This window comes from Citrobacter sp. CK191, assembly GCF_030333435.1.
In the GTDB taxonomy this organism is placed as follows: domain Bacteria; phylum Pseudomonadota; class Gammaproteobacteria; order Enterobacterales; family Enterobacteriaceae; genus Citrobacter_B; species Citrobacter_B koseri.
On record NZ_JAOWFX010000034.1, the window covers coordinates 288,227 to 313,728 of the forward strand.

At 53.8% G+C, this 25,502-nt stretch carries 22 protein-coding genes; 6 read left to right on the top strand and 16 right to left on the bottom strand.

What is annotated here, in order from left to right:
• Positions 1-51 precede the first annotated feature (51 nt).
• The 6 genes from nrdG to OGV82_RS21130 all read right to left on the bottom strand — a co-directional run bounded on the left by nrdG (position 52) and on the right by OGV82_RS21130 (position 9,599).
• Positions 52-516 (bottom strand): anaerobic ribonucleoside-triphosphate reductase-activating protein, encoded by a 465-nt coding sequence (gene nrdG / locus OGV82_RS21105; RefSeq protein ID WP_047459387.1) that lies wholly within the window; start codon positions 514-516, stop codon positions 52-54.
• 217 nt (positions 517-733) lie between these two features.
• Positions 734-2,872, bottom strand: a complete 2,139-nt coding sequence (gene nrdD, locus OGV82_RS21110; protein ID WP_047459384.1) for an anaerobic ribonucleoside-triphosphate reductase — start codon at positions 2,870-2,872, stop codon at positions 734-736.
• A gap of 404 nt (positions 2,873-3,276) precedes the next feature.
• Positions 3,277-3,861, bottom strand: coding sequence for a fructose PTS transporter subunit IIA (locus OGV82_RS21115; protein ID WP_047459382.1), 585 nt, complete (start codon positions 3,859-3,861; stop codon positions 3,277-3,279).
• Position 3,862: 1 nt separating this feature from the next.
• Positions 3,863-5,572 carry a sugar phosphorylase gene (locus OGV82_RS21120; protein ID WP_047459381.1) on the bottom strand — a complete coding sequence of 570 codons (1,710 nt, stop codon included), beginning with the start codon at positions 5,570-5,572 and terminating at the stop codon, positions 3,863-3,865.
• Positions 5,569-8,187, bottom strand: a complete 2,619-nt coding sequence (locus tag OGV82_RS21125; RefSeq protein ID WP_101744260.1) for a glycoside hydrolase family 38 N-terminal domain-containing protein — start codon at positions 8,185-8,187, stop codon at positions 5,569-5,571. The genes OGV82_RS21120 and OGV82_RS21125 overlap by 4 nt, the downstream gene beginning before the upstream one ends.
• A 14-nt stretch (positions 8,188-8,201) precedes the next feature.
• Positions 8,202-9,599, bottom strand: coding sequence for a PTS fructose transporter subunit IIC (locus OGV82_RS21130; protein ID WP_072025297.1), 1,398 nt, complete (start codon positions 9,597-9,599; stop codon positions 8,202-8,204).
• 180 nt (positions 9,600-9,779) lie between these two features.
• Here OGV82_RS21130 and OGV82_RS21135 point away from each other — a divergent pair, with 180 nt between their 5' ends.
• Positions 9,780-10,439, top strand: a complete 660-nt coding sequence (locus OGV82_RS21135; RefSeq protein ID WP_047459370.1) for a MurR/RpiR family transcriptional regulator — start codon at positions 9,780-9,782, stop codon at positions 10,437-10,439.
• A 4-nt stretch (positions 10,440-10,443) separates the two neighbouring features.
• Here OGV82_RS21135 and OGV82_RS21140 read toward each other — a convergent pair whose 3' ends face one another.
• From OGV82_RS21140 to treR, 4 genes are all read right to left on the bottom strand, one after another.
• A complete protein-coding gene (locus OGV82_RS21140; protein ID WP_047459367.1) occupies positions 10,444-11,190 on the bottom strand; it encodes an oligogalacturonate-specific porin KdgM family protein in 747 nt (248 codons plus the stop codon).
• Positions 11,191-11,387: 197 nt separating this feature from the next.
• Entirely contained in the window at positions 11,388-13,043 is a 1,656-nt protein-coding gene (gene treC / locus OGV82_RS21145; RefSeq protein WP_012134350.1) for an alpha,alpha-phosphotrehalase, read from the bottom strand.
• 49 nt (positions 13,044-13,092) lie between these two features.
• Positions 13,093-14,511: a PTS trehalose transporter subunit IIBC gene (treB, locus tag OGV82_RS21150; RefSeq protein WP_024130770.1), complete on the bottom strand. Its 1,419-nt coding sequence runs from the start codon at positions 14,509-14,511 to the stop codon at positions 13,093-13,095.
• A gap of 176 nt (positions 14,512-14,687) precedes the next feature.
• Positions 14,688-15,635 (bottom strand): trehalose operon repressor TreR, encoded by a 948-nt coding sequence (gene treR, locus OGV82_RS21155; RefSeq protein ID WP_012134348.1) that lies wholly within the window; start codon positions 15,633-15,635, stop codon positions 14,688-14,690.
• Between the two features lie 226 nt (positions 15,636-15,861).
• Between treR and mgtL the strand changes: the two genes are divergently transcribed.
• The 4 genes from mgtL (at position 15,862) to OGV82_RS21170 (ending at position 21,067) form a co-directional block, all read left to right on the top strand.
• Entirely contained in the window at positions 15,862-15,915 is a 54-nt protein-coding gene (mgtL, locus tag OGV82_RS22915; protein ID WP_223849130.1) for a mgtA regulatory leader peptide MgtL, read from the top strand.
• Between the two features lie 143 nt (positions 15,916-16,058).
• Positions 16,059-18,767 carry a magnesium-translocating P-type ATPase gene (gene mgtA / locus OGV82_RS21160; RefSeq protein ID WP_047463800.1) on the top strand — a complete coding sequence of 903 codons (2,709 nt, stop codon included), beginning with the start codon at positions 16,059-16,061 and terminating at the stop codon, positions 18,765-18,767.
• 473 nt (positions 18,768-19,240) lie between these two features.
• Positions 19,241-19,750, top strand: a complete 510-nt coding sequence (locus tag OGV82_RS21165; RefSeq protein WP_012134344.1) for a TRAP transporter small permease — start codon at positions 19,241-19,243, stop codon at positions 19,748-19,750.
• Positions 19,751-19,780: 30 nt separating this feature from the next.
• On the top strand, positions 19,781-21,067 hold the full coding sequence (locus tag OGV82_RS21170) for a TRAP transporter large permease (protein ID WP_047459361.1): 1,287 nt from the start codon (positions 19,781-19,783) through the stop codon (positions 21,065-21,067).
• A gap of 104 nt (positions 21,068-21,171) precedes the next feature.
• Here OGV82_RS21170 and ridA read toward each other — a convergent pair whose 3' ends face one another.
• The 4 genes from ridA to pyrL all read right to left on the bottom strand — a co-directional run bounded on the left by ridA (position 21,172) and on the right by pyrL (position 23,178).
• The gene (gene ridA, locus OGV82_RS21175; protein WP_012134342.1) at positions 21,172-21,558 is read right to left on the bottom strand and encodes a 2-iminobutanoate/2-iminopropanoate deaminase; all 387 of its coding nucleotides are present in this window, start codon (positions 21,556-21,558) and stop codon (positions 21,172-21,174) included.
• Positions 21,559-21,632: 74 nt separating this feature from the next.
• Positions 21,633-22,094 carry an aspartate carbamoyltransferase regulatory subunit gene (gene pyrI / locus OGV82_RS21180; RefSeq protein WP_012134341.1) on the bottom strand — a complete coding sequence of 154 codons (462 nt, stop codon included), beginning with the start codon at positions 22,092-22,094 and terminating at the stop codon, positions 21,633-21,635.
• Between the two features lie 11 nt (positions 22,095-22,105).
• Positions 22,106-23,041 carry an aspartate carbamoyltransferase gene (gene pyrB, locus OGV82_RS21185; protein WP_012134340.1) on the bottom strand — a complete coding sequence of 312 codons (936 nt, stop codon included), beginning with the start codon at positions 23,039-23,041 and terminating at the stop codon, positions 22,106-22,108.
• Between the two features lie 2 nt (positions 23,042-23,043).
• Positions 23,044-23,178, bottom strand: coding sequence for a pyr operon leader peptide (gene pyrL, locus OGV82_RS21190; RefSeq protein ID WP_024130768.1), 135 nt, complete (start codon positions 23,176-23,178; stop codon positions 23,044-23,046).
• Between pyrL and OGV82_RS21195 the strand changes: the two genes are divergently transcribed.
• Positions 23,158-23,277, top strand: a complete 120-nt coding sequence (locus OGV82_RS21195; protein ID WP_077956855.1) for a hypothetical protein — start codon at positions 23,158-23,160, stop codon at positions 23,275-23,277. The two genes, pyrL and OGV82_RS21195, sit on opposite strands and share 21 nt — an antisense overlap.
• On the opposite strand, the gene OGV82_RS21200 is transcribed toward OGV82_RS21195, so the two are convergent.
• Together OGV82_RS21200 and OGV82_RS21205 are read right to left on the bottom strand one after the other, a co-directional pair.
• Complete coding sequence (locus tag OGV82_RS21200; RefSeq protein ID WP_024130767.1) at positions 23,268-23,756, bottom strand: arginine repressor; 489 nt, start codon at positions 23,754-23,756, stop codon at positions 23,268-23,270. The genes OGV82_RS21195 and OGV82_RS21200 overlap by 10 nt on opposite strands.
• 288 nt (positions 23,757-24,044) lie before the next feature.
• A complete protein-coding gene (locus OGV82_RS21205) occupies positions 24,045-25,448 on the bottom strand; it encodes a YfcC family protein (protein ID WP_024130766.1) in 1,404 nt (467 codons plus the stop codon).
• Positions 25,449-25,502: the final 54 nt, after the last annotated feature.

Consider the following 25,502-nt stretch of genomic DNA (forward strand, 5'->3'; position numbering starts at 1 on the left):
CGCATTACATTTGTTTATCCTGAAGCAGAGAAACGGCGTTAAAGAGTGCGCTCAACGTAAATGATGGACGACCTGGTTACTGCTGCCGCGCCAGATCAGCATCGGGTCTTTAAGATCCTGTACGAATTTACCGTCGACCAGCACGTTAATCAGATCCACAACCTGCATTTGCGCGGCGTTGAGCTCATCCAGCTTATAACCCGTCCATACCCAGATGTCTTTGCCGGGGCACTCTTCGCGAATGCGTCGCACCAGTTTCAGAATGTCCGGTACGTTTTGGGGATGCAGCGGATCGCCGCCAGACAGTGAGATCCCCTGGCGTTTAATCCGCGCGTCGTTCAGATCGTTAATGATCTGGTCTTCCATCTCTTTCGTAAACGGTTTACCCGAATTGAGCCGCCAGGTGCTTTTGTTGTAACACCCGGGGCATTCATGCACGCACCCGGAAACAAACAGGGTACAGCGCGTGCCGGGGCCGTTGACGATGTCGACGGGGTAGTACTGGTGAAAGTTCATTGTTTCCTCGTTGCATTTGGCGCTGTAGCGGCGTTGGCCGCTCTCACTTACCCAGGTCACTTACTTATGTAAGCTCCCTGGGATTCGTTCGTTTGCCGCCTTGCTACAACACCAACTGCTTAGAGGAAACTCATGAAATTGGAACTATAGCCAGCGGTTGTAGGCCGGATAAGGTGTTTACACCGCCATCCGGCATTTACGTATTGCAAACGGAGGATTAACCGATCTGCCCATTGCCTAAATGCTTAACGCGGCGCTTCACTTCTTCCTGCTTACCGGCGTTAAACGGACGCGCATCCGGGCTGCCTAAATAACCGCATACGCGGCGGGTGACTGAAACACGCGCGGCGTCGTGGTTACCGCATTTCGGGCAGGTAAACCCTTTGCTGGTGCATTCGAACTCGCCGGTAAAGCCGCACTCGTAACACTCATCGATTGGCGTGTTGGTTCCGTAATACGGCACGTGCTGATAGCTGTAATCCCAGACGTCTTCCAGCGCTTTCAGGTTGTGCTGAATGTTCGGGTATTCGCCGTAGCAAATGAAGCCACCGCTCGCCAGCGGCGGATACGGCGCTTCGAAATCGATTTTATCGTACGGGTTCACCTTCTTCTCCACGTCGAGGTGGAAGCTGTTGGTGTAGTAGCCTTTATCGGTCACGCCCGGCACGACGCCAAACTCAGCGGTATCCAGACGGCAGAAGCGGTCGCACAGGTTCTCGCTCGGTGTGCTGTACAGGCTGAAGCCATAGCCGGTTTCGTCTTTCCACTGATCCACCGCCTGACGCAGGCGCTCGACAATGGCGATACCTTTAGCGCGCAGCGCTTCGCTGTCGTACAGATGTTTGTCGCCAAACAGCGCGTTGATGGTTTCGTGAATACCGATATAGCCCAGCGAAATGGACGCGCGGCCATTTTTGAAAATCTCGGAAACGTCATCGTCAGCTTTCAGGCGGACACCACAGGCGCCTTCCATATAAAGGATTGGCGCAACGCGGGCTTTCACGCCTTCCAGACGGGCGATACGGGTCATCAGCGCCTTACGCGCCAGCACCAGGCGATCGTCCAGTAGCTTCCAGAACGTTGCTTCATTGCCACCGGCTTCCAGCGCGATACGCGGCAGGTTGAGGCTGATGACGCCCAGGTTGTTGCGGCCATCGTGAACCTGTTCGCCGTTCTCATTTTCCCAGACGCCGAGGAAGCTGCGACAGCCCATTGGCGTTTTGAACGAACCGGTCACTTTCACCACCTGATCGTAGTTCAGGATGTCTGGATACATGCGTTTGCTTGCGCACTCCAGCGCCAGCTGTTTGATGTCGTAGTTTGGATCGCCAAACTTGTGGTTCAGACCGTCGCGAATCGCAAACACCAGCTTCGGGAACACGGCGGTTTTACGGTTCTTACCCAGACCTGCGATACGGTTACGCAGGATGGATTGCTGAATCAGGCGCGATTCCCAGCTGGTGCCGAGGCCAAAACCAAAGGTGACGAACGGCGTCTGTCCGTTGGCGGTGTGCAGCGTATTCACTTCGTATTCCAGAGACTGGAAAGCGTCGTAGCACTCTTTCTCGGTACGGGCGTGCGCGTAGCCGTCAGCGTCCGGGATCTGCCACTCTTCGGCGGTCTTACGGTGTTTATTGAAGCTGGCGGTAACAAACGGCGCCAGCACTTCATCAATACGGTTGATGGTGGTGCCGCCATAAATATGGCTGGCAACCTGTGCAATGATTTGCGCGGTTACGGCCGTGGCGGTGGAGATGGATTTCGGCGGCTCGATTTCCGCATTCCCCATCTTAAAGCCCTGCGTCAGCATGCCTTTCAGATCGATCAGCATACAGTTGAACATCGGGAAGAACGGAGAATAGTCGAGATCGTGATAGTGAATGTCGCCGCGCTCGTGCGCCTGCACCACATCACGCGGCAGCAGATGCTGACGGGCGTAGTGTTTCGCCACGATACCGGCCAGCAGATCGCGCTGGGTCGGGATCACTTTACTGTCTTTGTTGGCGTTTTCGTTCAGCAGCGCGGAGTTGGTTTGCTCAACCAGACCACGAATTTCCTGGTTCAGACGGCCACGTTTTTCACGTTGAATATCACGGTCATGGCGGTATTCAATGTAAGCGCGAGCGAGTTGTTTGTACGGCCCGGACATCAGCTGGTTCTCAACGGCTGTCTGGATCTCGTTGATATCAACCTGGCTGCGCTCATTCATCTGGTTACTAACGACTTCTGCGACGGTGGCGCAGTAATCTGCGTCATCGACTCCCGCTGCTTTAGCTGCACGCAGAATGGCTTCCTTGATGCGCTCTGATTTAAACGGCACTTTACAGCCATCTCGTTTCATCACATGCGGTGTCATGATCACTCCATATTTATAAGAACAGGTTATCCACAGAGGCTGAGGAAGTCTGCGTGGGTTTATTCATCTCTCTATCCAACGACTTCCCGCAATCCCGACCCACGTTATCCACAACATCACCGTTATGGCGTCGTGTTGTGTTTGTAGCAATTGTAGTCGATTAATACAACATATTGGGTCGGGTTGCATTTTAAGTTCTATATGTAGTGATTTGCATCAAAGATGTTTACGATTTTATTGATTCAGAACAAAGTAAAAATTTAAGAGTACGAATGGCGGGCGCTTGCGCTTAATGTAAATTTTTGGACTTAAAAATTGCGTAAAAATTCAACAAAATTCGGGCGTTAAGCCAGGCGTTCGTCAAACCGGCGCGAAAAGAAACAACCGGTTTGACGCAGGAGGGGTTATTGCGCTGTTGCGTTCATCCAGTGAATACCCGCATTGATAAATGCAGCAACAGCGACGATCCCCAAAGCCAGGGGGACAAGCCGGGTGTTTTTCACCGCAATGGCGGGTTCTGGCGAAACCGAAGGCGCATCTGGCGAGAGCAGCGCAAGCACCTCTTCGGCAGAGGAAGCGTTGATGAGTGATTCACGCACTTTATCGTCCACCAGAGATGAGGTCAGCCGGGTTAATAATTGCATATGCGTACTGCCTGCTTCTTCTGGGGGAATTGCCAGCAGAAACACCAGTTGAACCTCCTCGCCCCCCTCAAGACCCGGCCACATGACGGGCTGGCGAAACAGGGCGACGCTAAATGCGGCCTGGACAACCGAGCCGCATTTCCCATGTGGGACAGCCAGCGACTCTCCCAACGCCGTGGGCCCTTCGCTTTCACGGCGCAGGACGCTATCAATAAACATCGCCTTGTCGTTGATCAGGCCCTGCCTGAACAGAGCGGCGGACATCTCCCCGATCACTGCTTCAGGAGTGCGGTGCGGCGGATCGATAAAAATCAGTTCAGAATGCGTAAGCGCGGACAACTCCATGTTATGCCTCCGGTTGCGTATCAGCGAGAATCCATACCGTTTGCCAGCCGGAAAGCTCGCAAGCGCCGTTGAATGCTGCGCCTGTCAGCAGATCTGTTCCTGTGACAGGCAGTGAAAGTGATTGTGGTATTCCTGTGACGTTCACGACGCAGTACAGCGTTTCGCCTTCTGTAGGATGCTGGCGAACGACGCCAAAGAGCGCGTCAGGCAATTCAGGAACGCGCTGCGAGGCGAACGGAGAAAATGCGGGATGCTGCTGACGTATACGCGCTAACTTCGCCAGAGACGCGTAGATTCGGGATTGTCTCGTTTCCGGCGAGAGCAACTGCTCATGGAGCGTGGCAGCGTCCAGTTTTTCCCGGTTAATGCGGCGATTTATGCCCGATTCGAGCAGCCCGGCGTTGTCATTTTCACTGCCGAAGAGGCTGTGATAATAGATCGCAGGCACGCCCCGCAGCATAAAGAGGATGGCGTGCGCGGCGGTGAATCTGGCGAGCTGGTCGTCGGGACTTTCCCCTGGCTCGCTCAATGCGCTCAGAAAGTTGATGTTAAGTTCATACGGCGACTGGCTGCCGTCAGGGTTGGTTTTCCATGAAATACGCCCCTGCTTGCGTTCTACCTCGCTTATCAGAAACTGCCGCTCTTCTGCGCAAAGGAGATTTTCCACGGGACGCAGCCCGATGCCGTCGTGGCTGGCGAGGAAATTAAAAAAGGTCGTCTTGTCGGGAAACGCATCCTGTTCCAGACGTTGCGCCCACTGGCGTAACCAGCGTGCGTTACCGCGTAAAAAGGCATGGAGCGTCAGCGGCGGCAAGGGGAACTGATACACCATGTGAGCTTCATCGCCGTTGCCGAAGTAGCTGATATTTTCCTGATGCGGGACGTTGGTTTCCGTAATCAACAGGCAGTCAGGCCAGGTCGTATCCAGAATGGCGCGCCAGAGTTTAACGATCAGATGCGTCTGCGGCAGGTGAATACAGGTACTGTTTCGCTCTTTCCACAAAAAACCGATCGCATCGAGTCTGATTGCGCGCGCGCCGCGCGCTGCGTATTCCAGCAGGATGTCGATACTTTCCAGTAACACGTCAGGTTCCCGGAAATTCAGATCGATCTGATCGGCGCTGAATGTCGTCCAGATATGTACAGTTTCCCCCGTTTTGCGCTTGAATGGCGTAAGCAGGGGAAGGGCGCGTGGACGTGTGACAAGATGGTAGTCATCGTCAGGGTCGGCGCTAATAAAGTAGTGCTGATAACGCGGTTCGCCGTGTAAATAGCCCTGGAACCAGCGGCTTTGCTGAGAGATATGGTTAATCACGAAATCAAACATCAGATTAAAATCGCCTGCCAGCGCTGCAATGTCTGACCACTGGCCTAACTCTGGCGCAATGTGGCGATAATCTTTAACGCTGAAGCCATCATCAGATGTCCACGGGAACATGGGCAGCAGGTGAATGTCGCTGATGACGCCCTTAAGCCAGCGTGTCGAAAACTGATGCAGGCAGGCAAGAGCGTTTGCGTCCCCGCTATGGATACTGTCGCCATAAGCAATCATCCACACCCGGCTCTGATCCAAAGGCGCGGTGATTTGCTCTCGTAGCTTCCAGCGTTGACAGAGTTGCTCGATTTTCGCCGCCAGCGCGTACCGATCCGCATGGGGATAAAGCTGAGCTAACGTGTTTTTGATGAAGGTATGATGGGCGTTCTGGCTCATACTTTTTCGTTACGCTCCTGATGAGTAAAAAGAAAATCACACGTACTGCAAGGCAAAATGGTGGTGCAATCTGCGACAGGTTCTTCCAGATAATTGATCTGCGGAATATTTCTTAGCGAAGGCGGGAGCGGCACCGGGTGCTCTCCGGCATTGAAAATACGAATGATTGTTCCGTCTACCGTATGGGCATGGGGTATTGCGGAAAGCATCAGCGGTTCGGGAAGCGTCAGAAGGCTGAATGTTTCCGGCAGCGAGCGCGAAACAAAATTGAGCGTAAAACGCTCCAGGCGGTTGTCCAGCGTGTTCAACGTCTGATTTTGCCAGGTGAATGGCTGGCGCGTCACGCGGGTTTCAAGATGCCTTAACGTCACAGGGTCGGCCCGATCGGCAAGCGCCAACGTCAGGCTGAAATGCAGCGGTTTAAGCAGCTGCGCGTCGGGCGTGTTGACGACGGTATTATTAATGCCGGAAGCGCGTCCGGGTCGCCAGTCAAGATCGTCACGTCCCAGGACTCCCGTTGATTTAAACAACGTTAACGCTATCTGCGCCGTCCCGTTCTGGCATATCTGAAACTCTTTCATGCCCAGGCTATTGATGATGAGCGAGCGGTTGTTTTCCTCGATGGCGATAATGCCCTCGCTGGTTTCAATATCGACCGGCTTTTCCCGATAGTGCTGACGCCAGTCGGCTGGCGCATCGGCAACAGGACGCCGGATGACGGCAAAGGGCTGAGAGGCGATGGATTCCGTGGTGCGAATATCGCTGTTGATGAGTAAGCGCAGGCGGTGATCGCAGACGGTGTTTTCCAGCGAAACGGCGATAAAAAGCTGAGTGTCATGCTGGCGAAGCTCGCAGACAAGGCGTACAGGGTAGGGCTGAACATCCTGCGCCGCTCGCGCCGTCAGCGAAGGGGGCAGCATCAGCGTGGCGCTTAGCGTCATCCGTTCAATGTGCGGGCCTTTCTCGCAGTCAATAAGCGTAAATGTGTGGCAGTGCTGCGGAACATCGCCCTCCAGCGGCGAAAAGTCATAGCTATCGCCCGCATCCGCACAGTCTTCAAAGGTCAGCAGGTCGGATATTACCCGGCCGTTGCGCTTATCATGAAGCGACAGCGAACCGGCATGCAGCGCCAGCCGGTAATCGTTGTTTTCAATGGCGCTTTCAGCGCAGTTGCGCATTGCAGGCGCGGTGCGTGACGATTCCTGCACCTGAATGTGGGTATAACCCAGCGGCGGTAACACTGGCGCGTCAATAGCGACCTGCCAGCGGTAATAAGGCGGAAGTTCGACCTCTTTTTCGCCCTGCACAGTGACCTGAACCGTGCGCCCGCCGGAGACCTGCGTGCGTTCGAGAACGCTGAACGGAAGAGGACGCGCATGATGGCTGAGTTCAATACCGGCCGTACGGCTATATAATGTGGCTTTGATAATGCCCGACCAGGCGGTGGCGCTGGGGTTGATGACGAAAAGATCGCCCTCTTCACAACTGGCGGTCGCCAGTTCTTTTACGACCAGATTCCACAGGCTATGGCTAAGTTGTTCCGTTTGCTCAAGGCGATGGAGAATATCGCGATTGGTGGCATCGCTGTTACACCCGCCGATGGAGTCATGCGCATGATTACGCAGAAGGTTTTTCCATATCTGGTCAACCCACTGCACGTTGACCTCAATGCCCTGATAACGCGCCAGCGCAATGGTGGGTTCGAGCTTGCCTAACAGGAACTGTTCAACATCATAATTCTTCTTTTTGATGTCGTAACGTACTGAACCGATTGTTTTATGAATGCGGGTATAGCGGGGAGATTTTAATTCTCCTTGCCAGCGATCATATCCCGATGCCTGTTGTCGAAGGCGGTCAATGTACGCTTCCAGAGAGGAGATCTGAAAACGATCGCCTTCAGGGGAACATGCGCTGGCGATACGCAGTATCTCCGGCAGATGGGGATCAATATTGACCTGGTCGCCGCCGCAGGGCAGGAGCAGATCGTTCAGACCGGAGCGTTGGCGGATGTGGTTAACGATTGGGAATATTTTGTCGTGCAGATGCGCGTCGTCTGCACGAATATTTTTTGCCGCGCCATAGCCGAAGGGCATGGTGCAAGCGATAACCTGCGCGCCGGACGGCGCTTGCCAGATGAACTGACTCTTTTCGACCTGCGTATCATGGTTGATGCCCCGCCAGAAAACGATGTTATCAAGGTTACACCCGCGAAGCAGGGTCGGGAGCTGGCTGTTATGGCCGAACGTATCGGGTAAATAGCCGACCATCATGGCATGGCCAAGTTTACGCGCGGAAAGTATCCCGTATTTCAGGTTGCGAATGATGGATTCGCCATGAACATTATACGTATCCGTCTGGGTGTACCACGGGCCGATAAAAAGCCGTCTGTCGGCGACCAGCTGTTTCAGCCGCTCGCAGTATTGAGGATTGACGGCCAGGAAATCTTCCACGACAGCCGTTTGGCCGTCGAAGTGGTAACAGGTATACGCAGGGTTCTGTTCCAGGGTTCGGATCACATCCGCAAAATTCCAGGACGCGAGAATATTGCTATCCTGCAAGGTGAAATACCATTCCTGATCCCAGTGCGTATGGGCGATGACGTGAATGTTGCTCATTTCTACTTCCTGAATTATTTGGCGATCTTAGGGCTGGCGAAGAGCACGCCCAGCGCGCATACAAGAGAACCGGCAAACACGCTGATCAGATACCCTGTGACATTTGTCGCCAGCGGCCATCCCCAGATGGCAGGCAACGGCAGCGATTGCTTCACGCCGAGTGCGATAGCAATAAGCGCGCCGGACATCGCGCCGACCATAAAGACCGGAATCAGGCGTGGATTTTTCAGGATGAAAGGAATGGCGCCTTCTGAAATACCAATGAATCCCAGCAGTAAAGACGTACCGCCGACGGTTTTTTCTTCGCTGCTAAACACGTTGGGCAGGCCAAAACGGTTATTCAGCAACGCCGCCAGGCCGACGCCGATAGATGGAATGACGATCGCCAGCTCTCTGGCGGTTAAATCGAAGGTTTCGCTGACGCCGTTGAGCCCCAGCGCCACCGAACCAGCGGCTTTATTGATGGGGCCGCCGAGGTCGAAGGCCGTCCCTGCGGCGATCATCATGGCGTAAAAACCGCGCCCGGTGTCGCCAGCGGAGGTGAAAAACTCGACCATCGCCTGGTTGATTGCGCCAAAGAAGGGGTTGATCAGGTACTGCATAACGATGACGAGCGTAATGCCGGTACACAGCGGCACGATAAGCATCGTTTTAATGGTGGTAAGTTGGGCGCGAACGTTAATGGTATTGTTGAGCCACTGCACCAGATGACCGACAAAAAAGCCGATGGCGATGGCGCCGAAGAAGCCTGAGGGCATAAAACCGTCGAGATCAAAAAAGCGTTTATAGACCTCGTCGGACATAATGCCGCCGATAAGTCCGGGGATCAGCGCAGGTTTACCGGCAATAGAGAACGCGAGGTACATGGCAAAAACCGGGTACATGAACTTGATCACCATAAAGCCCAGTTTATCCAGCACCTCGAACGGCGTACCGGCAATTGGAATAAACTGCCCGGTTATTTTGGCGACCGCCATCAGTAATCCACCGAGGACGACGACCGGGAGCATATAGCTGATCGCCGCCATAATATGGCCGATGAAGGTCTGCCAGGCGGAGCGAGCTTCTTCCTGTTCTTCACACGCTACCGTTACGGTTTTATCCATCGCCAGCGCCTGACGCAGGTAACGATCGGTATTTTTGATCAGTTCCTGAGTGCGTATTTTGAGATGAGGAACGTTATCGAATCGTTCAGCGTCCTGGATGGGAACATCGATTGCCAGAATGACGGCATCTGCGCTGGCAATATCTTGTCGGGAAAGCTTGTTTTTGACGCCATCGCTTCCTTGTGTTTCCACTTTGACGATGACGTTATTTTCTTCTCCCCACGCTGCAATTTTGTTGGCAGCCATAAAGGTATGAGCGATGCCGGTCGGGCATGCCGTTATCGCGACGACTTTTTGCCTTGTCATTGTAAAACCCCTAACAATAGAATTGCAGAAATTATAAAGAGAAATAAAAAAGGCAATAAAAGGTTTGATGGTACTAATTGCGTATCACCATACCTGTTGAATAGAGTGTGATTCGCATTCCAGTGTTATAAATACGATATTGATAGAATATATTATATTCGTAGGTTAAGGGTGGGTTTTATGAATTCCTTTCAGGGTAGTGAAAGATTAATATTTGAGTATATTCAGTGTCATGCTCATGAAATATCGGGTATTTCAGCTAAGGTGATTGCGAGCGAAACATTCACCACTACAACATCCGTTAATCGGGTGTGTAAAAAAATGGGATACCGGAGCTATACCGAGCTACGGTATCAGTTTTCTCGCGACAGGTTAATAGCCGAACCCGTAAGATATGTTGTTGGTGATGAAAAAGAAGAGACCGTTACACAACTGTGCAACATACTGGTTAATTCCAGCCATATCTTCTTATATGCGCGCGGCGCGTCATTGACCAGCCTGAATTATTTGTCGCGTTTTTTGTCGCTGGCGAGCTTGCCGCACCTCATTCTCAATGATGTTCATCAGCTGACGCGAGTCTCTAAAGGTACGCTGGTGTTGATCAGCAAATCGGGTGAAACGGCGTCGTTAGTCGAAATGGCGCGAAACGCGTTACGTAAGGGATTAAAAATCATTGCGATTACAAAACGAGAATCCACGTTAGCGACGATTTCAACATTATGCTGGCCTCTGGATATTGATATTGACGCAATCTCGTTATATCAACGAGAAGGCCAGCTGGAACTGCTGACGGTAGTAGACCGCATCGGATGTTATCTGCTGCAATACGATGCGGCATAGCGCGTTAAAGCTGTTTTACGATACCAAGACGTACGGCGTAATCATTTTCATGATGACCGTCGTCATTGATATAGGTTTTATCAAGAGAGACCAGCTCGACGTACGGCGTCCAGCCATCGTCCAGTTTGTAGTTGAACGCGAGGGTATGTTCCCAGTAAGTATCGTCGCCCGTCCCCTGATCGACGCCATCCTGATAGCGGAAACGGGGGTTATAAGACATGCCAAAGTTACCAATATTGTAGGCAAACCATATATCAAACTGATGAGATTCACGACGTGTATAACCGCTGCCGTCTAATTCTCTGTCGCTGTGCGCATCGTTCACCGTGTTGTAACGATAACGGGCGGAAAGGTTAAGGCCATTATCGAAGGATTTCCAGCCCTGAATAAAAGGGCGATAATGGGTATTACTGGACGTAAATACGGTGACCATCCCCGGTGCGACCGAGTAACCGTCACCTAAATCAAAGCGCCAGCGAGTTTCTATTTCCTGGGCCGCTTCGGTCACGCCTTTATCATCGGAACTGTAGCGATCGGTATCGCCAAAAAACGTATCGTTATGGTTTTGCGCAGCTTCAACGGAGAAATAAAAACCATTGTCGGCCTGGTGCATGACTTTAATTCTGGAATCATTAGCTTCTGAATTGGTATTATGACCAAAACGCAAATCAACAGAGGTATTACCGCACCATCCCTGGCTGCTAATGAGTAAAGCTGAAAGTAAACTTAACTTAATAAGAGGTTTATTCATGATATCCTGCCGGTTATATGATAAGTGTCAGTGGCAGGTCTATTTTTGTTTTATTCTTTAGCGCGTGTAAATTTTATGATGGTACATTCTAAGTATCACTATACGCGGCATTTTTTTACGCTGTCAGAAAGACGGAGAAAATATCTGTGGGCTGAATAATCCGGGATACAGACAGGTCTGTCCGTATCCCGTTGTGATTACTTCTGCAACCACCAGACGGCCTCAAACGGGCGTAACGTCATGGCGGCTGGGCGGGTGGCAACCTCGTCGTAGTTGTGCATCAGCGCCTGCCAGTTTCCTTCGTGATGCTCTGGCAGCCAGGCCTGACAGGCGTTGCTCAGGTTGGCGACCACCAGTAACCGCTGCCCCTGCCATTCGCGGCGATAGCACCATACATGCGGGCTGTCCGGCAGCAGATCCTGATAATTCCCCCAGGTTAAGACCGGCTCTGTTTTGCGCAAGGCAATCAGTCTTTGATAGGTGTAGAACACCGAGTCTTCATCATTTAGCGCCGCCGCCACGTTGATGTCCGCATAGTTATCGCAGAGGTTGATCCACGGCTCGCCTTGCGTAAACCCTGCATTCGCGCTGCTATCCCACTGCATGGGCGTGCGGCTGTTATCGCGGGATTTGCTGGCAAGAATAGCCAGTAGATCATTGGCTTCCCGGCCCTGGGCGCGCAGCCCGGCAAACATGTTGTGGCTTTCCACGTCACGGTAATCGGTGATGTGGGAGAAATGCGGGTTTGTCATGCCAATTTCTTCGCCCTGGTAGATATAGGGCGTACCCTGCATACCGTGCAGCACCATCGCCAGCATCTTCGCCGCCGGAACCCGCAGTTCGCCTTCGTCGCCAAAGCGCGACACGATACGCGGCTGATCGTGGTTACACCAGAACAGGGCATTCCAGGCAACGTTATGCATCCCCTGCTGCCAGTGGCGAAACAACGCTTTTAGCGCCACGTAATCCGGCTTTGCCAGCGTCCATTTCTCGCCGCCGGGATAATCGACTTTCAGATGATGGAAGTTAAAGGTCATCGACAGTTCGCTGCCATCGAGAGCGGCATACCGCTGACAGTTTTCCAGGGTGGTGGATGACATTTCGCCCACCGTCATCAGGTTACGCGGAGTAAAAACGTCACGGTTCATCTCGTGCAAGAACTCATGCGCGCGCGGCCCGTCGGTGTAAAAGCGGCGACCATCGCCGTCCAGATCGTTCGGGAAACGCTGATCTTTGGAGATGAGGTTCACGACATCCAGGCGCAGCCCGTCCACGCCGCGATCGGCCCAGAATTCACACACTTTTTTCAGCTCAGCGCGTACCGCCGGATTTTCCCAGTTCAGGTCGGCCTGTTCCGGGGCGAAAAGGTGCAGGTAATACTGTTCGCTCTGGGCATGCCAGCGCCAGGCGCTACCGCCAAATTTGGAGCGCCAGTTATTGGGCGGCGCATCCGGCGTACCGTCGCGCCAGATATAAAACTCCCGGTGCGGACTCTCTTTATTCAGCGCGTTATGGAACCAGGCATGCTGCGTGGAGGTGTGGTTAAACACCATATCCAGAATAATGCGGATGCCGCGCGCTTTGGCCTGCGCCGCCAGTTCGTCAAAATCATCCAGCGTGCCGTAGGCCGGGTCGATGGCGGTGTAGTTCGCGACGTCGTAGCCGTTATCAATCTGCGGTGAAACATAGAATGGCGTCAGCCAGATAGCATCCACCCCCAGTTTTTGCAGGTAATCAAGACGCTGCGTAACGCCGCGTAAATCGCCGGTTCCGCTGCCGGTCGTGTCCTGAAAACTTTTGGGATAGATCTGGTAAATAACGCCGTTTTGCCACCAGTGGGGAAGGGTATTCATGCTTGTAACCTACATATGCGATGGGGCGCAACTGCGCCCCGAAGAAGAATCAGACAATCTGCAACGTGCCCTGACGGTATTTACGCTGATAGATAACGGAAGTCAGCACGATTGGGATGACGACCGCGATCGCCATCGCCATGCTAAACACCTGCCAGTAGCTCGGCTGGATAGAAAGGATGCCCGGCAAGCCGCCGACGCCGATCCCGTTCGCCATGACGCCGTTCAGGCCGCATAACAACCCGGCGAGGCCAGAGCCGATCATGGCGCACAGCATCGGGAAGCGGTATTTCAGGTTGATGCCGTACATCGCCGGTTCGGTCACGCCGAGGTAGGCGGAGATGGCGGCCGGAACGGAAATTTCGCGTTCGTTGTGCTTACGGCTGGAGATAATAATGCCCACCACAGCGGAAGCCTGGGCGATATTCGACAGCGCAATCAACGGCCATACCGGCGTACCGCCCATGCTCTGAATCATCTGCATATCGATAGCCAGCGTAGTCTGATGTACGCCGGTAATGACCAACGGAGCATACAGGAAGCCGAATAGCGCCGCGCCGACAGGGGCGAAACTCCCGGTCATCAGATGGCGCACCGCAAAGGCCACGCCATCGCCAATCATGCGGCCAAACGGGCCGATAAAGGCGTGTGCGAGAAAGACCGCGAGGATCAACGAGCATACCGGCACTACCACCAGATAGAGGTAATCCGGCACGATGCGCTTCATGCGCGTTTCAATAAAGCCGAGCGCCAGACCCGCCAGCAATGCCGGGATGACCTGCGCCTGATAGCCGACTTTCGCAATGCTGAACATGCCGAAGTCCCACACTTCAGGAGCCTGCTGGCCCAGCAGATAGGCGTTCATCAACTGCGGCGACACCAGCGTTACGCCGAGTACGATACCGAGGATCGGCGTGCCGCCCATTTTCTTCACCGCAGACCAGCAGATCCCGACCGGCAGGTAGAAGAAGATCGCTTCGCCGATCAGCCACAGGAAGTCGTAGATCGTTTTCAGCGCGGGATGCATCTGCGCCAGCGTCTGGCCGTTGCTCATCGGCAGATCGCCGATCACGTTGCGAAAACCTAAGATCAGACCGCCGCTGATCAGCGCAGGCAGCAGCGGGAAGAAGATCTCAGCGAAGTGGGAGATCAACTGCTCGTGCCATTTCATATTCTGCCGCGCGGCTTTTTTAGCCTGCTCTTTGTCGGCGTGCGCCTGACCGGTGGTCGCCAGCAGCGCGTTGTAGTAGTCGCCAACGTCAGTGCCAATCACCACCTGGAACTGCCCGGCGTTGGTGAAGCAGCCTTTAACCATCGGTAATTGTTCAATTTCTTTCGGTCTGGCATTTGCTGGCTGGTTCAGCACAAAGCGCAGGCGAGTAATGCAGTGGCTCACCGTGGCGATATTGTCTCGCCCGCCGACCAGTTCAATCAGCTGGTCTATATCAGCTTGTTTTACTTTGCTCATCATAAAGCCCCGTGGCAGATGAAATGTGTCCCTGTAAGCCGGATGATAAGACGCTTTAGCGTCGCCATCCGGCAGCTCTTACGTTGTTGGCGCAAGAGTATATCTTCGGTGAATATTAAAAAATGGGAACGTTCCCGAAACGCAGCGAAGATCACAAATTACCGTTCAGAAAAGAATCAGGAGAGGGTAGACGGAATGACGATCTGGCGGGGATCGCTGCGGCCGTTGATTTGCTCGATCAGCTGTAAGGCCGCTTGTTTCCCGGCTTCAGCGTAACCGGGATCAACCGTGATAATCTCCGGGTGGAGAAATTTCATCAGCGGCGTGTTCCCGACGCTCGCCAGTTGCAGAGAATCGATACGCTGTTCCTGCAAATATTTACTGGCGCCCAGCGCCAGCGTATCGGTCGCGCAGACCAGCGCGCTGGTGTCTGGCGTAATGACATCCGCAGCGTGCTCATAGCCTTGTTTCATCGCCAGGCCAGGCAGAGCGGCGACAGGGTGCAGTTTATTTTTTTTGCAGAAACTCAGATAGGCTTCGTGACGGCGCTTACCGGTCGTGACGTCGCTGTGAGGCACGCCGAGAAAGCTGATCGCCCGATGTCCCTGGTCATACAGACGCTGCATTAAGGTATGGATAGCGCCTTCGTCGTCATAGCACACCGACGCAAAACCGCTGGCGTCCCGTGCCAGCAGCACCAGCGAGGCCTGCCAGGGCGCAAGCATCTCCTCGCAAATACCGGTAAAACCGAACAGCACCACGCCGTCAATATTACGCCGTCTGAGCATCCCCAGGTGTTCTTCTACCAGTTCTGGCGAGAACTGACTCTCCATCATGATGGGATCGTAACCCTGCTCGTAAAATGCGGGCAGCATGGTCTGGACGGCGAGGTTTTCTGACAGGGAATCCAGACGGGTAACGATAATGGCGACCACTTTATCACTTTGCCCGCGCATGGCGCGTGCGGAACGGGAAGGGGAAAAACCATGTTGATTCATTACGGCTTCCACACGTTCACGAGTCCGTTCACTTACCCCGCTTTCGTTGTTGAGCACGCGGGAAACGGTGGATTTCCCTACGCCGCTTAAGCGGGCAATGTCTTTAATGGTCAGCCGATTCTGCATCCTGTTTTCCCGTGGTGCGCATCAAGTTGTGTCAAAAAGAGTAACTTTACTCAAGCCAGGGGCAATGGGTAAAGTCTGGTTTATACGCTTCATCCTTCAAGCTAAATGTTTTTGTGTATACGTTTGGTTTAATTACACGGCGGTATCATACCGCCATAATTGCCACAAACCTTATGGTTTTCTGCGTATAATGCGCGGCGCCAATCATTCACTTACCGGAGGCTGCATGGATCCCGAACCCACCCCTCTCCCGCGATGGAGAAATAGCCCTTTCCGGTAAGCCTGTTTTTCACTGTCTTACCGGATACGTAAGGCAGTGACGTTCCCGACGTCCCTGTTATCGCTTTAAATTATCGTCAGGTAAGGCTTTGCCGCGCCTGAGAGATGTTTCTGCGCCGCTTTTTCGGCGCGGAGGGACTGCTTATGCTGAAAAATATCACCCGCGAGCTGTTTGCCCGCCTTAACCGTCATTTACCTCATCGTCTGGTGCATCGTGACCCCCTGCCCAGTGCGCAGAGCGTTGCGAATACTCCGATTCCCCCGTCATTGAGCGATCGCTGCCTGAAAATGGCGGTGATGGAAGAGGCGGCGCTCTGGCGCGCATTCGATGCGCATCCTGAGGGGCTGAATGTCGCAGAGGTGGAGGATGCGCGCGAGAAATACGGTGAAAATCAGCTGCCCACACAGAAGCCGACTCCGTGGTGGAGACACCTGTGGGTCTGCTATCGCAACCCTTTCAATATCTTGCTGACCATTCTCGGCGTCATCTCCTATGCCACGGAAGATCTGTTTGCCGCAGGCGTTATTGCGCTGATGGTCGGGATTTCGACGCTGCTGAATTTTGTGCAGGAAGCACGTTCGACCAAAGCGGCAGATGCGTTGAAGGCGATGGTCAGCAATACCGCTACGGTGCTGCGCGTTATCAATGAAAAAGGCGAGAACAGCTGGGTTGAGCTGCCCATCGACCAACTGGTGCCGGGCGATATTATCAAGCTGGCGGCGGGCGATATGATCCCGGCGGATTTACGCGTTATTCAGGCGCGCGATCTGTTTGTCGCGCAGGCTTCGCTCACGGGCGAATCTCTGCCGGTAGAAAAAGTGGCGACAACCCGCGACCCTAAGCAAAGCAATCCGCTGGAATGCGACACGCTGTGCTTTATGGGCACCAACGTGGTGAGCGGAACGGCGCAGGCGATTGTCATTGCAACGGGCGGCGAGACCTGGTTTGGTCAACTGGCTGGCCGCGTGAGCGAGCAGGAAAGCGAGCAAAATGCGTTTCAGAAAGGCATCAGCCGCGTCAGTATGCTGTTGATCCGCTTTATGTTGGTCATGGCGCCTATCGTGTTGATCATTAACGGCTATACCAAAGGCGACTGGTGGGAAGCGGCGCTGTTTGCGCTCTCGGTCGCGGTAGGGCTGACGCCGGAAATGTTGCCGATGATTGTCACCTCCACGCTGGCGCGCGGGGCGGTGAAACTGTCGAAGCAAAAAGTCATTGTTAAGCACCTGGACGCCATTCAGAACTTCGGCGCGATGGATATTCTCTGCACCGACAAAACCGGCACGCTGACTCAGGATAAAATTGTGCTGGAGAACCATACGGATGTCTCCGGCAAGCCCAGCGAACGCGTGCTGCATTCCGCCTGGCTGAACAGCCACTACCAGACCGGGTTGAAAAATCTGCTGGATACCGCAGTGCTGGAAGGCGTGGATGAAGAGTCTGCGCGTCAGCTCTCCGGGCGCTGGCAGAAAATCGATGAGATCCCGTTTGATTTTGAGCGTCGCCGGATGTCCGTAGTGGTGGCGGAAGAAGCCGATGTGCATCAACTGGTGTGCAAAGGCGCGTTGCAGGAGATCCTCAGCGTCTGCACCCAGGTGCGTCACAATGGCGACATTGTGCCGATGGATGACAACATGCTGCGCCGGGTGAAGCGCGTAACGGATACGCTGAACCGCCAGGGGCTGCGCGTGGTGGCCGTTGCCACGAAGTATCTGCCTGCGCGAGAAGGGGATTATCAACGCATTGATGAGTCTGACCTGATCCTCGAAGGCTACATTGCGTTTCTCGACCCGCCGAAAGAGACGACCGCTCCGGCGCTGAAGGCGCTGAAAGAGAGCGGCATCACCGTGAAGATCCTCACTGGCGACAGCGAACTGGTGGCGGCGAAAGTATGCCATGAAGTCGGGCTTGATGCGGGCGATGTGGTGACTGGCAGTGATATCGAAGGGCTGAGCGATGATGAACTGGCGGAACTTGCCGCGCGCACCACGCTGTTTGCCCGCCTGACGCCGATGCACAAAGAGCGCATCGTCACGTTGCTGAAACGCGAAGGGCATGTGGTTGGCTTTATGGGCGATGGCATCAATGATGCTCCGGCATTGCGTGCGGCGGATATCGGCATTTCCGTTGATGGCGCCGTGGATATTGCCCGCGAAGCTGCGGATATTATCCTGTTGGAAAAGAGCCTGATGGTGCTGGAAGAGGGCGTTATCGAAGGGCGTCGCACGTTCTCCAACATGCTGAAATACATCAAAATGACTGCGAGTTCTAACTTTGGTAACGTCTTTAGCGTGCTGGTGGCGAGCGCATTCTTGCCCTTCCTGCCAATGCTGCCGCTGCACTTACTGATTCAGAACCTGCTGTACGATGTATCCCAGGTGGCGATCCCGTTTGATAACGTGGATGACGAGCAGATCCAGAAGCCGCAACGCTGGAATCCCGCCGATCTGGGGCGTTTTATGATCTTCTTCGGGCCAATCAGTTCGATTTTCGACATCCTGACCTTCTGCCTGATGTGGTGGGTATTCCACGCGAATGTGCCGGAAGCGCAAACCCTGTTCCAGTCGGGTTGGTTTGTCGTCGGGCTGTTATCGCAAACATTGATTGTGCATATGATTCGCACGCGCCGCGTACCGTTTATTCAGAGCCGCGCCGCATGGCCGCTGATGCTGATGACGCTGGTGGTGATGGTGGTGGGTATCGCGCTGCCGTTCTCGCCGTTGGCGGGCTATCTGCAATTACAGGCGCTGCCGCTGAGCTACTTCCCGTGGCTGATCGCTATTCTCGCGGGTTATATGACATTGACACAATTAGTGAAAGGTTTTTATAGCCGTCGTTACGGCTGGCAATAATCCAGAATAATGGCTGCTGCGGCAGCCATTACGCTTTTCTGTACTCCGTAAATATATCCTCACGAAAGTTCCTGTTTTATTTTTTTTGAAATACTAAAGAGTGTGACGGATCACAATTTTACTCCTCTTTCAGACATCTTTTTATCAGGAAAAAGACCTTCATTGCAAAAATGAAACAGCGTGCTAAAAATATTTCCATTCAGTCATATTTTATGAACATAATTATCGTAATACTTTCTTACATGCGTTGGCCTGCGCAGGCTACGCTGTAAAAGGTCATATATAACTGTAAGTTAAGCCCGGCACTCTTTTATCCTGTCAGTTAGCGCTATTCATGGCATTTTTTAAACTGCCAGCGAACCCTATAAAGATCGCCAGGATTTGATTAAACGGATTCAGGATATGAAGTAATACCTCTGGCGGGGTAAGGACTTTATCCGCCTGAACCTAAAGATTAATTCAAGGGGACGACCATGGGTGAATTTTATTCGTCGGTAATGGATTTGTTTTACCGAATCTCAATGTGGGTTGCCGGATTGGCGCTGTTGATTATGGTGGCCGTTATTCCCGTCGGGATATTTGCGCGCTATGTGATGAACAGCGCGCTGTCATGGCCGGAACCGGTCGCCATTCTTTGCATGGTGACATTCACCTTTGTTGGCGCAGCGGTGAGCTATCGCGCGGGTTCCCATATCGCTGTCAGCATGGTGACCGACCGCCTGAGCGAGGGCGCGCAGCGAATCTGTTTCATCGTGGCGGATCTGATGCTGATGGCCGTCAGCCTGTTTATCCTCTGGTACGGCTCCCTGCTGTGCTATGACCTGTGGGAACAGCCGGTGGCAGAATTTCCTCTGTTATCAGCGGGTGAGAACTACCTGCCGTTGCCTGTCGGCTCTGCCATCACGCTGCTTTTCATTATCGAGAAAATTTTCCGTGGTTCGCAGTATCAACGTCCTGTCGTCATGCTGGGCTCAACCCATTAATGCGCGACCCCATTTCATAAAGGAAAGCAGATGGATGCATTTATTCTCGTCTTTACGCTCGGCATTATGCTGGCGATTGGGGTGCCGGTAGCATACGCGGTGGGCATTAGCGCGATCATTGGCGCCTGGTATATCGACATTCCCCTGGAAGCGGTCATGATCCAGCTCACCAGCGGCGTGAACAAATTTTCGCTGCTGGCGATCCCATTTTTTATTCTGGCGGGGGCGATTATGGCGGAGGGCGGTATTGCGCGTCGCCTGGTGAACTTCGCCTACATCTTTGTCGGCTTTATACGCGGCGGGCTGTCGCTGGTGAACATTGTGGCGTCTACCTTTTTTGGCGCGATTTCCGGCTCGTCCGTCGCGGATACGGCGTCTATCGGCTCGGTGATGATCCCGGAGATGGATAAAAAAGGCTATCCGCGTGACTTCGCGGCGGCGGTCACCGCTAGCGGCTCCGTACAGGCGATCCTGACGCCGCCCAGCCACAACTCGGTGATTTATTCGCTGGCGACGGGCGGTACGGTGTCGATTGCCGCGCTGTTTATCGCCGGCATTCTGCCGGGGCTGCTGTTAAGTTTTACCCTGATGGTGATGTGCGTCGGTTTTGCCCATAAGCGCGGTTATCCGAAAGGCGAGCGGGTGCCGTTTCGCCAGGCGTTGAAGATTTTTGTCGATACGCTGTGGGGGCTGATGACGGTTGTCATCATCATGGGCGGGATCCTCTCTGGCATCTTCACCGCGACGGAATCGGCGGCGATCGCCTGTCTGTGGGCCTTCTTCGTCACTATGTTTATCTACCGCGACTACAAATGGTCTGAACTGCCGAAGCTGATGTACCGCACGGTAAAAACGGTCACCATTGTGATGATCCTGATCGGGTTCGCCGCCGCATTTGGCGCCATCATGACCTACATGCAGTTGCCGATGCGCATTACCGAGGCGTTCACCAGTATTTCAGATAACAAATACGTCATCCTGATGTGCATTAACATTATGCTGCTGCTGATCGGGACACTGATGGACATGGCGCCGCTGATCCTGATCCTGACGCCTGTTCTGCTGCCGGTCACTACGGCATTGGGTATTGATCCGGTGCATTTCGGCATGATCATGCTGGTGAATCTTGGGATCGGCCTGATTACGCCGCCGGTGGGATCGGTGCTGTTTGTTGCCAGTGCGGTGAGTAAGCAGAAAATAGAGCAGGTGGTGAAGGCGATGCTGCCGTTCTACGCGGTACTCTTCCTGGTGTTGATGTTAGTGACCTATATTCCGGCGATCTCGCTGTTCCTGCCGAAACTGTTTGGGGTGATGTGATAAATGCCCGGTGGCGCTGGCGCTTACCGGGCCTACAAACGGCACTTTCCGTAGGCCGGATAAGGCGGAGCCGCCATCCGGCGCAGACATATTTTTAAGGAGACTTAGCGGCGAACAGCGATCGCTTCGATCTCGATTTTTACGTCTTTCGGCAGACGCGCAACTTCAACGCATGAACGTGCCGGGAAGGTCGCATTATGCTCGGTGAAGAATGCTTCATAGGTCGCATTCACGGTCGCGAAGTCGTTCAGGTCTTTAACAAACACGGTTGTTTTCACGATGTCGCCCACTTTCAGGCCTGCGGCTTCGACGATAGCTTTTACGTTTTCCAGCGACTGGCGCGCCTGAGCGGACACGTCATCCGGTACGCTGCCGGTTTTTGGATCAACCGGGATCTGACCGGAAGTGATGATCATGCTGCCCAGGTCAACGCCCTGAACGTATGGGCCGATAGCTGCGGGTGCATTTTCCGTCGCGATAGTTTTGCTCATGATTTCTCCTGAATTACAGCGGTAAATTAGGTACAGGCCATTATAGGGAGCCGGATACCCATTACCAACCTCAATTAGTTGGCCAGCACCACATAATGCGAAAACTCTTTTTCGCAGTATTTACATTTGAGCGCAATGTCATCTGTGCGTTTTTTCACTGCAAAACTGGATGAAACCGGCTCAGCATGACTGATGCAGTTGCTGTTCGGGCAGACCAGCACGTTGTCGATGCGATCCGGCAGGCTCGGGCGCGATTTGCCCACCACATCATAGTTGTCGATGCGGTTTACCGTTGCCTGCGGCGCGTACAGGGAGAGCTGGTTAACCTGTTCTTCGGTCAGGAAGGTGTTCTCGATTTTAATCAGGTCTTTACGCCCCATCTCGCCGGACGGCAGGTTAAGGCCGATGGTGATGCGCTGATCGGTCTCGGTCAGTTTGAACAGCGTCAGTAACTTAAAGCCAACCTGCGCGGGAATGTGGTCGATTACGGTGCCACGTTTGATCGCTTCAACCTGTAGTTTATTGTCGTGTGTCATCTCTTTTCCCCTTACAGTGCCAGATCGCTATTCAGAACCAGTGCCAGTAACGCCTGGCGAGCGAAAATACCGTTTCCTGCCTGCTGGAAGTACCAGGCGTGCGGCGTTTTATCTACGTCGGTGGTGATCTCATCAATACGCGGCAGCGGATGCAGAACCTTCATGTTTTCACGCGCGCCGTTCAGGTCGCTGGCGCGCAGGACAAACTGCGCTTTGACGTTGGCGTATTCGGACGGGTCCAGACGCTCTTTCTGCACGCGGGTCATATACAGAATATCCACTTCCGCCATCACCTCTTCGATGGCGCTGTGCAGACTCCAGGCAATGCCTTTCTCATCCAGCATATCCAGAATGTATTGCGGCATCGCCAGCGCGTCCGGCGCGATAAAGTAGAAGCGGTTGCCGTCAAACTTCGCCAGCGCCTGCGTCAGTGAGTGTACGGTTCGGCCATATTTCAGGTCGCCGACCATGGCGATGTTCAGATTGTCCAGGCGGCCCTGGGTCTCCTGAATGGTAAACAGATCCAGCAGCGTCTGGGTCGGATGCTGGTTTGCGCCGTCGCCGGCGTTCAGTACCGGCACGTTGCCGGAGAACTCGGTCGCCAGACGCGCTGCGCCTTCCTGTGGGTGACGCATCACAATCGCGTCCACATAAGTGCTGATAACGGAGATGGTATCCGCCAGCGTCTCGCCTTTTTTGCCCAGCGACGTGTTAGCGCTGTCGGAGAAGCCCACCACGCTGGCGCCGAGGCGGTGCATCGAGGTTTCAAACGACAGGCGGGTGCGTGTGGATGCCTCGAAGAAGCAGCTGGCGATCACTTTATGCTTCAGCAGCTCCGGCTGTGGATTGGCTTTTAATTTCGCCGCCGTCGCCAGAACCAGATTGAGGTCATCGCGGCTGAGGTCGTTTATGGAAATGATGTGTTTTTGGTATAGCGGGTTAGCCATGTTTATCTCCTGACGCCTGGGCAAAAAAAAAGCCCCTCAATGAGGGGCCTGGAATAGGTGAGCAACGGGAAGAAAAACGGCAGTCCAGCGTCTGTTTTCAGACGCGGTAAGACAGAATGTCGTACACACTGAACCATACTTCCTCCCGGCAAATTGTCCGCGATTATACTCAGCTATGTTATGGGATCAAGCGATTAATGCACATTTTATTCATCGCAAACGGTTCTCATGAATAAGAATTCATTTTTAATAAATAATTAATTTGCTTGTGAACAAGCCCGGTGCGCTGTACGACCCGTGGCGCGACCCAGACGATACTGCTGCCCGCGATCACACCTAAAATTTCTGGCAGGGCGTGATAATCCAGGATTCTGGCAACGGCGCGGCCATAACCGGCCACCGTGTGGATAAGGATAAATTCGCTATTGTGTTCCACGCTGACCACCATCTCGGATATCGATCGCGCAGCGTCAGGAGCGGGGCGCAATTGCGGATTTACGGAATAAATTTTTTGTCCCTTTGTATTTCTTATTTTTATGACGCCGAGCAGTTTCAACAGACGTGAAACGGTCGACTGGCTGATGCCTTCGAAGCCGTGGTTTTGCAGATCGCGACGTATTTCCTCCTGGGATAAGTAACTTTTTTCTGTAATCAGGCGCTGACATACCGCCAGTTGCTGCTGTTCTTTGGCGGAGCAATCATTGTATTCCTTCATATATGCACCTTGCTTTGTCATTGATATCAATGGACTAGCGAAATTCATCCTGTTTGTCACATTGATAACGAATCAACCGGTCGGTTTTGCAGGAAAGTGAGAAGCCAGTCAAAAAAGAAAGCGTATTGGCTGCGTTCGTTTGCCGGATGGCGGCGCTAAAGCGCCTTATCCGGCCCACGAAATGCGCAACCTGTTGGCCTGTGCCGGATGGCGGCGCTAAAGCGCCTTATCCGGCCTACGAAATGCGTAACCTGTAGGCCGGATAAGCGAAGCGCCATCCGGCGGGAGTTACAGCATTGCGCCAACGCTCAAAACAGCCATATTCAGTAGCGTCAGGATCAGCAGCAGCGGCGCGACCCACTTCAGATACCGCACATACGGCACGCGCGCAATCGCCAGACCTCCCATTACGACCGCCGACGTCGGCGTAATCAGGTTCACAATCCCGGACGCCGATTGATACGCCGTCACCACCAGATCCCGTTGCACATGGGCGAAGTCTGCTAACGGCGCCATGATCGGCATGGTCAACACCGCCAGACCAGAGGAAGAGGGCACCAGGAATGAGAGCAATACTTCCAGCCAGTAAGTGACATTGATAAAAATGGTGGTGGACAAGCCAGATACCAGATTTTCCGCGCTGTGCAAAATGGTATGCGTAATCATGCCATTATCCATCACCACCACAATGCCGCGTGCAATACCGATAATCAGCGCTACGCCAAGCAGATCCCGCGCGCCGTCGATAAACGTACTGGTGAACGCCTCTTCGCTCATCCGGGCGATAACGCCGACGATAATCGCGGACGCCAGGAAAACGCCGGAAATTTCCGCCATCCACCAGCCGAGAACCGCGACGCCGTAAATCATCACGGCAAAGGCGGCGGCGAAAATCAGCAAGATCCATTTGCGGGTTGCGGTGAACTCCAGCAGCGTGCTGGAACGGTTGCCAAGAAAGTGAGCGCGGTTCTCCTCCATCTTATCTGCCACGATAGATAACTCCGGGTTGCTGCGCACTTTGCGGGCATAGCGCATCACCCAGACCACGCAAATGACATAGCCAACGACCAGCAGAATGATGCGTAACAGCATACCCTGAGTGAACGGGATTCCGGCAGCGTTGGCGGCAATCACCGTGGCAAAAGGGTTGATGGTCGAACCGAGTGTGCCAATACCTGCGCCGAGCAGCACGGTGGCGGCCGCGACCAGCGGATCGAAGCGGGCGGCCATCATCACCGGAACCAGCAGCGTGTAGAAGGGGAGTGACTCTTCCGCCATCCCGTAAATCGTCCCGCCTGCGGCAAAGAGTCCCATCAGTATGGGGATCATCCACTCCTCTTTGCCGTTGAGCCGTACCGTGACGCGTTCAATACCCGCATCGATTGCACCGGTTTTGTTCACCACGCCGAGAAAGCCGCCGATGATTAGTACAAACAGCGCCACATCGATTGCGCCTGCGGTATAGGTTTCGTGGTTGTAGAGGCCGTCAATGGGGGCCAACAGTACGGCGGTAATCCCTTGCGGATGCGACTCGGCAGGAGCATAGGTGCCCGCGACCGGAACCTCTTTACCCAACGTGGGGTTCATCGCCATCTGGTATTTGCCCGCCGGGACAATCCAGGTCATCACAGCGACCAGTGCGATAAGAATAAACAGGATGGTATACGCGCTGGGAAATTTAAATTTGCCCATGGTGTTCTCTCCAGATAACACGGGCATGCGTCGTCAGGCGGCACATGCCCGGAG

Coding starts and splice junctions, on each gene's coding strand:
- nrdG (WP_047459387.1), bottom strand. CDS start 516: ATGAACTTTCACCAGTACTACCCCGTCGACATCGTCAACGGCCCCGGC.
- nrdD (WP_047459384.1), bottom strand. CDS start 2,872: ATGACACCGCATGTGATGAAACGAGATGGCTGTAAAGTGCCGTTTAAA.
- OGV82_RS21115 (WP_047459382.1), bottom strand. CDS start 3,861: ATGGAGTTGTCCGCGCTTACGCATTCTGAACTGATTTTTATCGATCCG.
- OGV82_RS21120 (WP_047459381.1), bottom strand. CDS start 5,572: ATGAGCCAGAACGCCCATCATACCTTCATCAAAAACACGTTAGCTCAG.
- OGV82_RS21125 (WP_101744260.1), bottom strand. CDS start 8,187: ATGAGCAACATTCACGTCATCGCCCATACGCACTGGGATCAGGAATGG.
- OGV82_RS21130 (WP_072025297.1), bottom strand. CDS start 9,599: ATGACAAGGCAAAAAGTCGTCGCGATAACGGCATGCCCGACCGGCATC.
- OGV82_RS21135 (WP_047459370.1), top strand. CDS start 9,780: ATGAATTCCTTTCAGGGTAGTGAAAGATTAATATTTGAGTATATTCAG.
- OGV82_RS21140 (WP_047459367.1), bottom strand. CDS start 11,190: ATGAATAAACCTCTTATTAAGTTAAGTTTACTTTCAGCTTTACTCATT.
- treC (WP_012134350.1), bottom strand. CDS start 13,043: ATGAATACCCTTCCCCACTGGTGGCAAAACGGCGTTATTTACCAGATC.
- treB (WP_024130770.1), bottom strand. CDS start 14,511: ATGAGCAAAGTAAAACAAGCTGATATAGACCAGCTGATTGAACTGGTC.
- treR (WP_012134348.1), bottom strand. CDS start 15,635: ATGCAGAATCGGCTGACCATTAAAGACATTGCCCGCTTAAGCGGCGTA.
- mgtA (WP_047463800.1), top strand. CDS start 16,059: ATGCTGAAAAATATCACCCGCGAGCTGTTTGCCCGCCTTAACCGTCAT.
- OGV82_RS21165 (WP_012134344.1), top strand. CDS start 19,241: ATGGGTGAATTTTATTCGTCGGTAATGGATTTGTTTTACCGAATCTCA.
- OGV82_RS21170 (WP_047459361.1), top strand. CDS start 19,781: ATGGATGCATTTATTCTCGTCTTTACGCTCGGCATTATGCTGGCGATT.
- ridA (WP_012134342.1), bottom strand. CDS start 21,558: ATGAGCAAAACTATCGCGACGGAAAATGCACCCGCAGCTATCGGCCCA.
- pyrI (WP_012134341.1), bottom strand. CDS start 22,094: ATGACACACGACAATAAACTACAGGTTGAAGCGATCAAACGTGGCACC.
- pyrB (WP_012134340.1), bottom strand. CDS start 23,041: ATGGCTAACCCGCTATACCAAAAACACATCATTTCCATAAACGACCTC.
- OGV82_RS21195 (WP_077956855.1), top strand. CDS start 23,158: ATGTCGTACACACTGAACCATACTTCCTCCCGGCAAATTGTCCGCGAT.
- pyrL (WP_024130768.1), bottom strand. CDS start 23,178: ATGGTTCAGTGTGTACGACATTCTGTCTTACCGCGTCTGAAAACAGAC.
- OGV82_RS21200 (WP_024130767.1), bottom strand. CDS start 23,756: ATGAAGGAATACAATGATTGCTCCGCCAAAGAACAGCAGCAACTGGCG.
- OGV82_RS21205 (WP_024130766.1), bottom strand. CDS start 25,448: ATGGGCAAATTTAAATTTCCCAGCGCGTATACCATCCTGTTTATTCTT.